Source organism: Roseibium sp. (genome assembly GCF_965233565.1).
Lineage (GTDB): Bacteria > Pseudomonadota > Alphaproteobacteria > Rhizobiales > Stappiaceae > Roseibium.
Map to the genome: position 1 here is coordinate 922,813 of NZ_OZ247494.1, position 14,196 is coordinate 937,008.

The window sequence follows — 14,196 nt, forward strand, 5'->3', positions numbered from 1 at the left end:
AAAAGAGCGTGCCAGATGGCACGCTTTTTCAGTTTTTGTCCCCGGAAATGCCCTCAATTAACGCTCATGATGGTGCCGACCGTATAGTCCCCGTCTCCGTTCAGCCACAGTCTCACGGAAAGACTCGCAGCTGGTTTTCCAACTGAGTCTTCCGGCTGTAGTCAATGTTTCGAAAAAGTCTTGTCGCCGCCGCCCTTCTCGGGCTGGTGCTTTATGTCGTCAACGCATCCTGGCTTGCTTCTTCGCCCGCAGATGGCGACCTGACGATCATTTCCCATCGTGGCATCCATCAAACCTATGACCGGACGGATCTTGGCCGCGACACCTGCACCGCCGACCGGATTTTTAAACCCGAACACGCCTTTCTGGAAAACACGCTCGCCTCGATGGAGGCCGCCTTTGCTGCCGGGGCGGACATTGTCGAACTCGACATCCATCCAACCACCGACGGTCATTTTGCCGTTTTTCACGACTGGACCCTGGACTGCCGGACCGATGGTTCGGGTGTCACGCGTGAGCATAGCCTTTCCGCCCTGAAGGCGCTCGACATCGGTTACGGCTATACGGCCGACAACGGCCAGACCTATCCCTTCAGAGGCACCGGACTTGGCAAGCTGCCCTCCCTCAGCGACGTTCTGGAGGGATTTCCGGAAGGCAAGTTCCTGATCAACTTCAAGAGCCGGGATCCTGCGGAAGCGGACCGGCTCGAAGCCCTATTAAAGACCCATCCGGAGTGGGAAACCCGTGTCTGGGGCGTTTACGGCGGCGAAGCACCAACCGCGAAAATGATCCGCCACCGGCCGGGCCTGCGCGGTTTTACAAAAGAGGACACCAAATCCTGCCTGCCGCGCTACATCGCCCTTGGCTGGTCAGGCTTTGTCCCGGGAGCATGCCGCAGCAAAACGATCCTGGTGCCATCCAATTATGCGCCGTATCTCTGGGGTTGGCCGAACCGCTTCCTGGCGCGGATGCGCGCGCATGACACCGAGGTGATCTATTCCGGTCCGCCCAAGGGCACAGGCGGGATCGATACGCAGGAACAAATGCAATCGGTTCCGGATGGATTTCAGGGATATATCTGGACCAACCGGATTGAACTCATCGCTCCTGCGCTGAGCCAGCAAAAGTGACATGAAAACGGGCGGCCCGAAGGGACCGCCCGCTTCATCATTCAAGATTGGCTGAAGATCTTCAGAGGCCTGCCAGATGGCTCTCGATCGCGGCGATGGCGCCATCGGCCTTGGAGCCGTCGGGGCCACCGGCCTGTGCCATGTCCGGCCGGCCGCCGCCACCGCGACCGCCCAGGGCTTCGGATCCGATGCGCACCAGATCAACCGCGCTGACCTTTTCCGTCAGATCCTTGGTGACAGCGGTCACGATCGCCGCCTTGTTGTCTTCAGCAACGCTGATCAGCACCACCACGCCGGAGCCGAGCTGGGCCTTGGCCTCATCGGCCATGCCCTTCAGGTCCTTCGGATTGATGCCATCAACCGTTCGGGCCATGAGCTTGAACGAACCGGCATCCTTCACCGGAGCGCCCTCGCCCGAGCCGCCACCCATGGCAAGTTTCTTCTTCGCATCGGCCAGCTCTTTTTCAAGCTTGCGGCGTTCTTCCACAAGCTGGGCCACCCGCGCCGGCACATCCTCTGCGCCGGTTTTCAGGATCGCGGCCACTTCACGCATGCGCTTGTCCTGACCATCCAGGTAGGCCCGGGCTTCAGCGCCCGTCAGGGCCTCGATGCGGCGAACGCCGGCAGCAACGGCGCCTTCGGACACCAGGGTCACAAGACCGATATCGCCGGTGCGTTTCACATGCGTACCGCCGCAGAGTTCCAGCGAATACGGCTTGCCTTCCTTGTCCCCATGGAGCGCAGTGCCCATGGAGACGACCCTGACTTCCTCGCCATATTTTTCGCCGAACAGCGCCATGGCGCCGGCCTCGATGGCATCGTCAACGGCCATCAGGCGCGTCTCGACAGGGGCATTCTGCAGCACGATCTCATTGGCGAAGGTCTCAACGGTTGCAAGCTCGTCATCTCCGACCGGCTTCGGATGAGAAAAGTCGAAACGCAGGCGCTCCGGTGTCACCAGCGAGCCCTTCTGGGCAACATGGCCGCCCAGAACTTCCCGGAGGGCTTCGTGCACCAGGTGTGTGGCTGAGTGGTTCGCCCGGATCGACGTGCGGCGGCCGTGATCGACCTTCAGCTCAAGGGCGAGGCCCGGCACCAGCGTACCCTCTTCCACGGTCACCGCATGCACAAACAGACCATCGGCCTTCTTCTGCGTGTTGGTGACAACCGCCCTGACGCCATTTGCCAGCATCAGGCCGGTATCTCCGACCTGACCGCCGCTTTCTCCATAGAACGGGGTCTGGTTGAGCACAACGAAACCGCTCTGGCCGGCTGTCAGGTCAGCCACTTCCTTGTCCTCAGACGCGAGACCGGCAACGACGCCTTCGGCACTCTCGGTTTCATAGCCGAGGAAATCGGTGGCGCCGTGTTTTTCCTTGAGCGCGAACCAGACAGCTTCCGTTGCCGCGCCGCCGGAACCGGACCACGCCGCCCGGGCTTCGGCCTTCTGGCGCTCCATGGCGGCATCGAAACCGTCGGTGTCGACCGAGATGTCCCGTGCACGCAGGGCGTCCTGGGTGAGGTCCAGCGGGAAACCATAGGTGTCATAGAGCTTGAAGGCCGTCTCGCCATCGAGCTGGCCTCCGGCTGTGAGGTCGTCCGTTGCACTGTCGAGCAGGCCGAGGCCGCGTTCCAGCGTCTTGCGGAAACGGGTTTCTTCCAGCTTCAGCGTTTCGGTGATCAGGTCCTCGGCGCGGCCGAGCTCCGGATAGGCCCGGCCCATCTCGCGCACCAGCGCGGGCACCAGCTTGTGCATCAGCGGCTCGCTGGCGCCGAGCAGATGGGCGTGGCGCATGCCGCGGCGCATGATCCGGCGCAGCACATAGCCCCGGCCTTCATTGGACGGCAGCACGCCATCGGCGATCAGGAAACTCGTGGACCGCAGGTGATCGGCAATCACCCGGTGGCTTCCAAGTGCATCGCCTTCCGCGTCCACGCCCGTGGCATGTTCGGAGGCGGCAATCAGCGCCTTGAAGAGGTCGATGTCGTAGTTGTTGTGAACGCCTTGCATGACAGCGGCAATCCGCTCGATGCCCATGCCGGTGTCGATCGACGGCCGCGGCAGATCGAGCCGCGCTTCCGGCGTCTGCTCATATTGCATGAAGACCAGGTTCCAGATCTCGATGAACCGGTCGCCGTCTTCCTCGGCAGAGCCCGGAGGGCCACCCCAGACGTGATCGCCGTGGTCATAGAAGATTTCCGAACAGGGTCCGCAGGGTCCGGTGTCGCCCATGGACCAGAAATTGTCCGAGGTCGGAATGCGGATGATGCGGTCTTCGCTGAGACCGGCAATCTTTTTCCAGAGATCAAACGCCTGGTCGTCCTCGGCATAGACCGTCACCAGCAGCTTGTCGGCTGGCAGGCCGTACTCCCTGGTGATCAGGTTCCAGGCGAGCTCGATGGCACGGTCCTTGAAATAATCACCGAAGGAAAAGTTGCCGAGCATCTCGAAGAAGGTGTGATGCCGGGCGGTGTAACCGACATTGTCGAGGTCGTTGTGCTTGCCGCCGGCACGCACCACCTTCTGAGCCGTGACCGCTCGTGAATAGTCGCGCTTTTCCAGGCCGGTAAAGACGTTCTTGAACTGATTCATGCCGGCATTGGCAAACATCAGCGTGGGATCGTTGCGCGGCACCAGAGGTCCGGATTCGACCACCTCGTGATCGTTTTTCTTAAAGTAGTCCAGAAAGGCGGAGCGGATTTCATTAACGCCGGTCATTCAGGTCTCGCATCGGTCCAAAGCCCTTGGGATCGGGCCGGTTGTAAATCTTGGGAGCCCCGATCCCGAAGTTGGATCGCGGCCGGAACAGCCTTTTAACTTTGCACTTTTGCGCTGTCCAGCAATTGCGGCACCATTGGGCCCGTCAAGCACGTAACGATGACCTCACATGTCCCTTGAATCGAGAAAGGCCCCCTCCTGAACAACAGGAGGAGGCCTCTGGAAGGCCGACCATGGGCCGGCAAATCGTCATCAGGTCACGATGGCGGACTTAATCGTCGCCGTCTTCCGCGCCACCGGCCGGATCAATGATCGCATCGGCAATGAGACCGGCATTCTGGCGGATCGCCAGTTCAATCTCGTCGGCCACTTCCGGATTGTCCCTCAGGAACTGCTTGGCGTTTTCCCGGCCCTGGCCGAGACGCTGGCTGTTATAGGAGAACCAGGCCCCGGACTTCTCGACAATATTGCCCTTGACGCCCAGGTCGATCAGTTCGCCGGTCTTGGAAACACCTTCGCCATAAACGATATCGAATTCGACCTGACGGAAGGGAGGCGCCAGCTTGTTTTTCACGACCTTGACGCGCGTCTGGTTGCCGACAACCTCGTCGCGGTCCTTGATCGACCCGATGCGGCGAATATCGAGGCGCACGGAGGCATAGAATTTCAGGGCGTTACCACCGGTGGTCGTTTCGGGTGAGCCGAACATCACGCCGATCTTCATACGGATCTGGTTGATGAAGATGACCATGCAGTTCGACTTGGAAATCGATGCGGTCAGCTTGCGCAGCGCCTGACTCATCAGGCGTGCCTGCATGCCCGGCAGACTGTCGCCCATCTCGCCTTCAAGCTCGGCCTTCGGCGTCAGGGCAGCGACCGAGTCGATCACCAGAACATCAATCGCGCCCGAGCGAACCAGCGTATCGGCAATTTCAAGTGCCTGTTCACCGGCATCGGGTTGCGAGATCAAGAGATTGTCAATGTCGACACCCAGCTTGCGGGCATAAATGGGATCAAGCGCGTGTTCTGCGTCAACAAAAGCGCAGATACCGCCATTCTTCTGGGCCTCGGCCACCGTGTGCAGCGCCAGCGTGGTTTTACCGGACGATTCAGGACCGTAGATTTCAACAATTCGCCCCCGCGGCAGACCGCCGATCCCAAGAGCAATATCGAGACCGAGCGATCCGGTCGAAACGGCCTGGATCTCCACGGCCTGGCCCTGGCCCATCTTCATGATGGAGCCCTTGCCAAAGGCGCGTTCGATCTGGCTGAGCGCTGCATCAAGCGCTTTTGTCTTATCCATCTGGCTGCTTTCTACGAGACGAAGTGTACTTTGTGACATGGCTCACGCTCCTTATTCCACGATGGACGCGCCGTTTCAATGAGAGCCTTTGTACACATTTTGTTCTCATTTTTCAAGTCACCAAAACCGATTGGTATTTAAATGGAAATGCGTGTTTGTTTCCAATATGTTCTCATCAACGCTGACAAAAACTGACGCAGCGTCAACAAAAAACGGAACATCTCGTGATTCTGTCTTTCGGCAGAATCAAGCGTCCTGCCCGGCACGCTTGCCGCCCCGATGCTAATCTGCTAGCCCGCGCTGTTCTGAAGTTGAGTGCCGCAAATGCCAGTGCCTGGCTGATCGGCCCCCGAAATGAGATCTTGCCGGACGTGACCGACATAAAGCCCTTTCCAGTCATTGCCATTGGCGCAATTCATTACGATACGATTGCCCATGCCAGCGAGACCATCCGGCCGGAAACCTCGACCCCTGCCCGATTTGCCGCCAGACCGGGCGGCGTCGCAACCAATCTGGCCAGGTCCCTTTCGCGGCTTGGCGTATCCGTTCGTCTGGTGGGCGCCATCGGCGACGATGGTGCGGCCCGGGAACTCAGCCGGCAGCTGACAGGTGAAGGCCTCCAGCTTGAAACCGTGCCGCGTCCGGGATTTGCGACCGGTCAATATCTGGCACTTCACGATCCGTCCGGCGCACTGGCGGCGGCCTGCGTGGATGACCGGGTGCTCGCCGAAGCTCCGGCCGATCTGTTTGATAGTCTCCTGGCGCGACTTACCGCGGACATGCCGTCCGAAACGCTCTGGTTTGCGGATGCCAACCTGCCCGCCGACATGCTGCGCCGCCTGGTCGCCCGGGTCCGTCCCGCCCGGTTGATCGCCAATGCCGTCTCTGAGGCGAAGGCGATCCGGTTGAAGCCACTATTGGCCGACCTCGATTGCCTGATGCTCAATCGCGGCGAAGCCGTCGCCCTGACAGACCTGCCGCGGGACACCGCCGCCGAGGACCTCGCCTCCGCGCTGGTCAGCGCAGGCCTGAACCGGTTTGTGCTCACCAGCGGGGCCGAAGACGTCATGGTTCTGGAGGATGGCGCGGTCAGCAGGTTCCAACCTAGGGCAACCCGGATCATCGACGTGACCGGCGCCGGAGATGCGCTCATGGCCGGCACGCTCGCGGCACTTGCCCGTGGCAGGAAGCTAACGGCTGCCATGCCCTTCGGCCTTGCTGCGGCGGCCCTCACGCTGTCCAGCACCGGTGCACTAGCAGATGGGCTTTCATGGCAGGCCCTTCACCAATTTGACCAAATGGACAAAATCTGATCTTGGCGCCCTGAGTGGCGCCGCCTATAAGACAGCCAACTCCGTCCGGCTGAAAACCGCCGGACCAACGAACCAGAAAGGCTACTCCTGTGACCAGCCCTGCCCCGGCCGCGCTTGCGGATCTGATTGTTTATAACGACGAAGTCCGAGACGCCCTGTCGACCGGCAAGCCGGTCGTCGCCCTGGAATCGACCATCATCACCCACGGCATGCCGTTTCCGAAAAACGTCGAGACGGCACGACAGGTCGAAGCCGACATCCGGGCCGAAGGCGCCGTACCGGCAACCATCGCGCTGATGGACGGCAAGATCATGGTCGGACTGTCCGACGCGGATCTCGACCGCCTCGCCCAGGCCAGGGATGTGATGAAATGCTCGCGCGCCGACCTCACGTTCGCCCTGGCGACCGGCCGCTATGGCGCGACAACCGTGGCCGCAACCATGATGGCGGCACATGCCGCCGGTCTGAAAGTGTTTGCCACCGGCGGCATTGGCGGCGTTCACAAGGGTGCGGAGCAGAGCTTCGACATTTCCGCCGACCTCGATGAACTCGGCCGCACGCCGGTCTGCGTCGTTTCCGCCGGCGCCAAGGCGCTGCTCGATATACCCAAGACCCTGGAAGTCCTTGAAACCAAGGGCGTCCCGGTCATTGCCTATGGCACGGAAGAGCTGCCGGCGTTCTGGTCACGCCAGAGCGGCCTTGCCGCGCCATACACCCTCAACTCCGCAGAAGAGATCGGCGCACTGTTGAAGATGCGCTCGGCTTTTCCGGACCATGGTGGTGTCCTGATTGCCAACCCCGTGCCGGAGACAGATGAGATTCCGCGCTCGGAAATGACCGGTTACATCGATGCGGCCATCGCCCAGGCCGAGACGGACGGCATCCGCGGCAAGGAAGTCACGCCATATGTGCTCGGCGCCATCCTTGATCTGACGGCAGGCCGCAGCCTCGACACCAACATCGCCCTAGTGCGCAACAACGCGCGGCTTGCTGCGCGGATTGCAGCCGAGCTGGTCTGATCCGTTCAGGAAGCCCGCGCCGGGCCGGCTTCCTGCTTGCGCTCCAGGAGCGCCAGAAGCTTGTCGATATCCTTGACGTGGAGATCCTGTTGCGGAAACGGGATCTCGATGCCGGCCTTGCCGAGCTCATTGTAGATCGTGAAATAGAGGTCGGACTTGGTCGTCAGGATGTTGTTGACGTCCTTCAGGTAACACCGCAATTCGAAATTCAAGGCGCTTTCGCCAAGCCCGCTGAAAAGCACAAAGGGCGCGGGATAGCGCGCGATTGTGAAGTGTCCGCGGGCGGCATCGGTCAGGATCGACTTGACCTTCTCAAGATCGCTGCCATAGGCGACCCGCACCGGCAGCAGCAAACGTCCCGACTTGTTGCTGAGGGTCATGTTGCGAACCGTTCCGGCTATCAGGTCCGAGTTCGGAATGATGACATCATGCCGGTCAAATGTCTCGATCCGGGTCGAGCGGACCGAAATCTTGCGCACATATCCCGACTGGCCGGAGACTTCGATCCAGTCCCCCTCCTTGATCGGGCGTTCAATCAGGAGAATGATTCCGGACACGAAATTCGACACGATGGTCTGCAGGCCAAAACCGATGCCGACCGAGAGTGCCCCGGCAACAACGGCAAGGCTGGAAAGATTGAGCCCCGCTGTCGAGACCGCGATCAGGGCGGCCAGTGTGAGCCCTACGTAACCGGTGCCGGTGACGATGGCCGTCTGCGCGCCGCTGTCCATGCGGGTTTGCGGCAGAACAGAACGCCTTAGCAGGTTCTTCAGCCAGCGCGTGATGAATACGCCGAGTGAGAACACCACGGCCAGCACGATCAGCGAATCCAGCGAGAGCCGGATATCGCCGAATTGCACGCCGTTGACAAGGAGACGCCAGGCATCGGCGATATCCGTGGCGCGCGCGCCCCATGTCAGGGCAATCAGCGGCGCGAACACGGCGACCAGCGCCAGCACCAGTGCGATGCTGACGAGGATTGGCGCCGGCGCGGCCTCGTCCCTGTTGGTCGCCGCCTTCACGAGCGTCTGTGACAGATGATAGAACATGAAACCGAGGCCGAGCTGCGCCACCGTCATGATCATCGGGATGATCGCTGCCCTGGCGAGCTGCACATAACCGGCAAGCGTCACGGTCACGGCCAGAACCGCCGACGCCTTCATCAAGAGTGACAGGAAGAAGAGAAAACCGGATTCCTGCGGTTTGACAGAAGCCTCGTCCGCCTCCTCGCCGTCTTCCACCTCTTCCCCTTCGCCCGGACCAGGCACGGCATCTGCCCGTTTGTTGCGAAGGGTTCCTGCAAGAGCCCAGAGCAAAACGGCTGCCATGACGATAAGCGGAACGGACATGGCTGAAATCGCGGCTTCGCCGAAGGCATTGTCCAGCTGCAAGGCCTCCAGCACGACTTCCAGCATCATGAAGACACCGAGCCCCTGGCAGAGCCGCAGGCCGAGTTTGGCTTCGCGTTCCTCAAGTTCCAGCAATCGCCATCTTGTCTGCTCAGGTGCAAACAACGTGTGCCCGAGCCAGTTTGCGATCACCATCACGAGGGCGACAACAGGTGTTGCGGTCAGCGCAATCCGCGCGGCATTGGGATAGATGTCCAGCACCGGGATCACCAGAAGCAGCGCAAGCGCACCTATAACCGGCAACAGCAAAATGGAAAGGTTATAGACAACCGCCAGGGCGACCGCACGCACACCGGGTTCCTGCTTCAGGCTGATCTTGAGCAGGATCCGGTGTATGGGATGCCGCAGCACCAGAAGAAACAGAAGTCCGAAAGCGATCAGCCCGAGTGCGACAGGCACGGTTTCTCCAAGTGCCTTGGAAACGCTGGGACGTGCCAGCTCAGCCTGGATATCCCGGTTCAGTCGCTGCCAGAACTGCTCGATTTCCTGCCAGCCCGAACTCCAGGTGGAGGGAAACACGGGCGACGGATAGCGGGTCAGCAGGCTGTCGATCTTCCTCGCCCGGATCTGGCGGTCGGCCTCTCGAATAAGCACATTCGCCAAGTTGGTGATTTCGCGCGCTTCCCGGATCGGGGCATTCGCGGCAGCCAGTGCATTGGTCAGGTCCCGGCGCCGCTCGGCAATCTCCGCAGGTTCGTCCTGTCCCTCCGGCTGCGGACCCAGCGCCCTGAGCTGGGCTGCGAGCGTCTCGGCTTCGATGCTGCCTTCCGCGACGATGATCGCATTGCTGTCCCGCACTTCAACAAGTTGCCTGCGCAACAGTTCCAGCGTTTTCTCCGAAACAATCCCGTTCTCGAGTGCCGTGGAGGCACGCTCAAACAGATCGAGCACGGTGGGCTGGGCTGAGACCGGAGCCCCAGCCGTCTCCTGGGCCCTGGCGACATCCTGAAAAACACCGGCCGTTGCCAGAACAGCCAGGAGACAGGCAAAAAGGAACGTCTGATATTGCTTCATATCCATAGCCTTGCCGACACGGCCCTGCCCCGGTCAAGCCCCGGCTGACATTTTCGACTTACCTTGCGTCCGTCGCGACCGCTGCAGCGATTGCCTGTTCCCCCCAACAGAGGAATGGCGTGCCTTGAAACCTGGAGGACGCGGTGTCCACCGGGCGAAGCGTGCGCCCCCACATGACAACGTCATTGCGGCGGTGCGGATACCTTAAAGTGCGGCAACCGGGCCTCCCCAAGTGAGCCGGGCAAGTTTTTCGGTCAGTTGCCACAATGAACAAGGCGGACGAGACATGTCTGTCGCATTCGGCGCGTAAGGCTGTTCCCGGGTCAGCGATAATGCCTTTGGCCGTCTATTGCGAAATCGGCGCGGCTTAAGCCGTTGACATTGCGGCGTAAGCCTGACCTTACTTGCCGCAAGATTTCATTAAGGAATAGGCTTGGGCCGGGATCCAATCCGGACGGCCAAGAGTTCAGGTAGCGTTTTTCGAGGAGGTCAGACATGACAGACGCGGCAGCCCCAGAAACCCCGGAAAATGCGGCCGCTCCGGCCGGAAGTTTTTCCCCGCTTCAGTATCTCGACCGCGCGCTGTCGACGCTGCGTGACATCGGCATTTCGCCGGAAAGCGAAAAAGACGCACCGATCAACGCGCTGCTGGAACAGATCTCCGACATGTCTCCGGACAAGGTCCTCGTAATCTCGCGCACGCTGGCCCAGGCTTCGAACTTCAATGAAGTGGTCCGGTCCCAGGTCCAGCAGATGGATATTGGCCAGCGCTACGAAGAGATCACGGAAGCTTTCAACACCATCCGCGATGACGCCAAGACGCTTGTCGACCAATTGGCAGACGGCAAGATCTCCTTCACGGAAAACCTTGCCAACAAGTGGCGCGACATGCGCCGCGGCACGATTTCCGACCGCTTCGACGATATCCGCTCCACCTACAAGGACGTCGCCAGAGCCACCAAAGACCAGATCGAGCGCGAGCAGACCATCCTGGAAGCCTATCGCGACTTCCGCGGGGCGCTGAAACAGGCCGAGGTCACTGCCCTTGAACTGCTCAACATGGCCACGGAAAAGCTCTCCGCGGCCAAGGCAGCCCTGGAAGGCGCTTCCGGTGAGGTCGAGGCCTATGCAGGCGACGATCCGGCTCAGAAAGCCCGTCTGGAACTGGCGCGGGACGAAAAGCTGCGCGAGATGCAGGACGAGGAAAAGCGCTATCAGATCGCCAAGGACCTCTCCGACAACCTGACGGTCGGCTACAACACGTCGGAAGTCATCATGGCGCGCCTCGTACAGACCACCAATGCCAAGGAACGGGTCTACGCACAGTCGGTCAGCTTCTTCTCCACCAATGAATCGGTGCTGACGGCGCTCAATGCGTCTTTCACGGGCCTGCAGGGCCTGCACGAATCCACCGAAACGCTGAACGCGATGAAGGATGGCATCAACAAGAGCCTGGAGACCCTGGCCGAAATCGGCGACGCCGTGCAGCAGGAGGCGCTCAAGGCCGGTTACGGACCGACGGTCGCCGCCGCATCGGTCAAGAAGCTGGTCGACAGCGTGGTCAATTTCCAGGTCCAGTCGCGCGAGATCATCAACGAGATGCGTGACATGTCGACCAAGAACTCGGAAGAAATCCGCAACGCGGTCGAAGATGGCAAGCGCCGTCTCGCCAAATTGACGGCACAGGGCCAAGCACTGTAAATCGCCGGCTCAGGCGGACCGGCCATCCGGTCCGCCGTCAGGAGAAGTAACGCGTAAATGGCAAGCAAATCCGACGCCCCGCTCGACGATCTCATGATGGCGATGGACGTGGTCGACACGTTGCGCCACGAAGAAGGCCAGGTTGCCCGGGAACTCAAGTCAGACGAGCGCGACGCGGCCATGGTCGAGCGGTTGCGTCAGGTCTATGCCTCCCAGGGCATCGACGTTCCCGATCACATCCTGAAGGCCGGCGTTGAGGATCTGAAGCGCGACCGGTTCGTCTACGCCCCTCCGTCAGCAGGTTTCCAGCGCACCCTGGCCATGATCTACATTTCGCGGAGCACCTGGTCCAAGTGGCTGGCGGCCGCGATCGGTGTCATCGTGGTTTTCGTGGCCGCCTGGTACTTCATCGTGAAGCTGCCGGCCCAACGCGCGGAAGCCGATCTGCAGGCACGCCTGCAGGCCCTGCCGACGACTTATACCGAACTTGTCGAACGCGTGGACACGCTCACGGACAACGCGGAGATCGAGGCAGAAGCACAACGCCTGGCCGACGATGGCCGCCTGGCACTGACGGACGGCAAGAACGAAGCCGCCTTCAAGGCGGAAACGGACTTGCGCGATCTGGCAGCAAAACTGCAGGAAGTCTTCGAGGTCAGGATCATTTCGCGCGAAGGCATCCCGACCGGCGTTGAGCGCATTCCGGAGGCCAATCCGGAAACCCAGAATTACTACATCGTCGTCGAGGCGGTCGATCCGGACGGCAATGTCCTGGAACGCGATATCGTTTCCGAAGAAAACAGTGCGGCCAAACGTGTCGACAAATGGGGTCAGCGGGTCTCGCAGACGATCTACGACGCGGTGCGCCGCGACAAGATGGAAGACGGTATCGTGCAGAAAGGCGTGCTTGGCCAGAAGCGGCGCGGTGACCTTGAGATCAATTGGCGCAGCGGCGTGCAGGACGGAGCGATCACATCATGGTAACGGCTAGCATGCCCAAGCCCCGGAAGGAGGCCAGCCCATGCTGACGGGACGCCAGACCCTTGGCACGATCGAACAGTCGCTGACCGATCTGCGCCGCGAGGAAGCCGAGCTCAGCAAACGCATCGAACGTTCGACGCGTGCCCTGACCGACTTGCAGGAACGCCAGAGCGAAGCCTATCGGGATCTCGCCCGGTTCCGTCTCGACACCGACAGTGCCGGCTCGCTCAACACCCGCCTCGACAGTGCTGCCCGCGAAGCCCGGCGCCTGCTGGACAAGCGTAGCGCGGACTACAAGGTGCTGACCGACCAGTTGCGCCAGTGCGAAAGCGAGCGCAGCCAGCTGCAGAAGAAACGCGGCGAACTGGATGCCGGCCGCGATGCGGCCGAAAACCAGATGGATGAGCTGATGGACGCCGTCGACAGCCGTCTGGAAAAGGATGCCGGCTATCAAGACCAGCGTGAGCGCACCGATGCGGCACTGGCCACTGCCGAGGCCGCAGCTTCCAAGGCGGCAACCTCCGAACAGGACCGGCAGCAAAAGGGCAAGGCCTACGAGGCAGACCCACTGTTCATCTATCTGTGGCAACGGGGCTACGGGACACCGGACTACAAACGACGCGGTCTTGTTCGCTCGCTGGACAGATGGGTTGCCGGCCTGATCAGGTTCACCGACGCCCGGGCCAATTATGCGATGCTGACAAGCATACCCGAGCGGGTTGCCAGACACGCCGAACGCTGTGCCGAGATTGCACGTGAAGAGCAGGAAAAACTGGCCGATTTCAGCAGAAACGCCATGACGGATGCAGCCGGTTCGGACCTCGTCGGCACGATTGAAGACCTGAGCGCCGACATCGACCAGATCGACGGCGATCTGGACAAGCTCGACCGGCGGATCGAAACGCTGTCCGAGGCGTTGGCCGAGTTTTCCAGCGGCGAGGATGCAGATTTCCAGAAGGCGGAAGAACACCTGGCCGTTTCGCTGCAGGCCGACGATCTCAATGATCTTTGGCGCGCCGCGCTCGAAACCCCCTCCCCGGAAGACGAAAAGATTGTCCAGCGCATCGAGGAACTGAGGGAACGGGTCGAACAGATCGCCCGGGAAATCCGCCAGGACAGGGAGCTGCAACGCGACATTGGCCGGCGCCGCACGGAACTTGCCGATGTCATCAAGCGTTTTCGGTCCCGGGGCTATGGCAGCTGGGAATCAACCTTCTCCGACGACAAGCTGACGACCGTTCTCCTCGGAGAACTGGTCAAGGGTGCCATTACCGGCGCGGAATACTGGTCCCGCGCGGAACGCTCGCACAAGCGCCGCAAGCCGCGCGGACGGCAGGTGGCATTTCCAAACGGATCCGGACTGCCCAAATCCATGGGCGGATTTGGCGGCAGTCGGCGGAACAAACCCTTCGGGGGCGGCGGTTTCAAGAGCGGCGGCAGTTTCGGTGGTGGCGGCTTCAAGACGGGCGACACATTCTGAAGCCTCTTGGGAAGCTTGCGCCGCCCTGCTCTTGTCACAAGGCTTCGTTAGGAGTGTTATGTCAGTTTATTGCTGGAACATTGCCGTAGATTACGTGTCATCTGTTGTCATTTGACAGTAAGCCGGA

At 61.0% G+C, this 14,196-nt stretch carries 9 protein-coding genes; 6 read left to right on the top strand and 3 right to left on the bottom strand.

Annotated features, from left to right (window positions below; all coding sequences use genetic code 11):
* Positions 1 to 164 precede the first annotated feature (164 nt).
* On the top strand, positions 165 to 1,130 hold the full coding sequence (locus ACO6TG_RS04500) for a glycerophosphodiester phosphodiesterase family protein (protein WP_422377068.1): 966 nt from the start codon (positions 165 to 167) through the stop codon (positions 1,128 to 1,130).
* A gap of 61 nt (positions 1,131 to 1,191) precedes the next feature.
* Here the strand turns inward: ACO6TG_RS04500 and alaS are convergent, their stop codons facing one another.
* Positions 1,192 to 3,849, bottom strand: a complete 2,658-nt coding sequence (alaS, locus tag ACO6TG_RS04505; protein ID WP_422377069.1) for an alanine--tRNA ligase — start codon at positions 3,847 to 3,849, stop codon at positions 1,192 to 1,194.
* Between the two features lie 271 nt (positions 3,850 to 4,120).
* The gene (gene recA / locus ACO6TG_RS04510) at positions 4,121 to 5,191 is read right to left on the bottom strand and encodes a recombinase RecA (protein ID WP_422377070.1); all 1,071 of its coding nucleotides are present in this window, start codon (positions 5,189 to 5,191) and stop codon (positions 4,121 to 4,123) included.
* 332 nt (positions 5,192 to 5,523) lie between these two features.
* Here recA and ACO6TG_RS04515 point away from each other — a divergent pair, with 332 nt between their 5' ends.
* Positions 5,524 to 6,465 carry a PfkB family carbohydrate kinase gene (locus ACO6TG_RS04515; RefSeq protein WP_422377071.1) on the top strand — a complete coding sequence of 314 codons (942 nt, stop codon included), beginning with the start codon at positions 5,524 to 5,526 and terminating at the stop codon, positions 6,463 to 6,465.
* 89 nt (positions 6,466 to 6,554) lie between these two features.
* Entirely contained in the window at positions 6,555 to 7,484 is a 930-nt protein-coding gene (locus ACO6TG_RS04520) for a pseudouridine-5'-phosphate glycosidase (RefSeq protein ID WP_422377072.1), read from the top strand.
* 5 nt (positions 7,485 to 7,489) lie between these two features.
* Here ACO6TG_RS04520 and ACO6TG_RS04525 read toward each other — a convergent pair whose 3' ends face one another.
* Positions 7,490 to 9,907 carry a DUF3772 domain-containing protein gene (locus ACO6TG_RS04525; protein ID WP_422377073.1) on the bottom strand — a complete coding sequence of 806 codons (2,418 nt, stop codon included), beginning with the start codon at positions 9,905 to 9,907 and terminating at the stop codon, positions 7,490 to 7,492.
* A gap of 495 nt (positions 9,908 to 10,402) precedes the next feature.
* Here ACO6TG_RS04525 and ACO6TG_RS04530 point away from each other — a divergent pair, with 495 nt between their 5' ends.
* Genes ACO6TG_RS04530 through ACO6TG_RS04540 form a run of 3 tightly spaced genes read left to right on the top strand, consistent with a single transcriptional unit; the run spans position 10,403 to position 14,069 of the window.
* The gene (locus ACO6TG_RS04530; protein ID WP_422377074.1) at positions 10,403 to 11,608 is read left to right on the top strand and encodes a cell surface protein; all 1,206 of its coding nucleotides are present in this window, start codon (positions 10,403 to 10,405) and stop codon (positions 11,606 to 11,608) included.
* Between the two features lie 57 nt (positions 11,609 to 11,665).
* Positions 11,666 to 12,592 (top strand): DUF6384 family protein, encoded by a 927-nt coding sequence (locus ACO6TG_RS04535; protein ID WP_422377075.1) that lies wholly within the window; start codon positions 11,666 to 11,668, stop codon positions 12,590 to 12,592.
* Positions 12,593 to 12,629: 37 nt separating this feature from the next.
* Positions 12,630 to 14,069: a hypothetical protein gene (locus tag ACO6TG_RS04540; RefSeq protein ID WP_422377076.1), complete on the top strand. Its 1,440-nt coding sequence runs from the start codon at positions 12,630 to 12,632 to the stop codon at positions 14,067 to 14,069.
* Positions 14,070 to 14,196 lie beyond the last annotated feature (127 nt).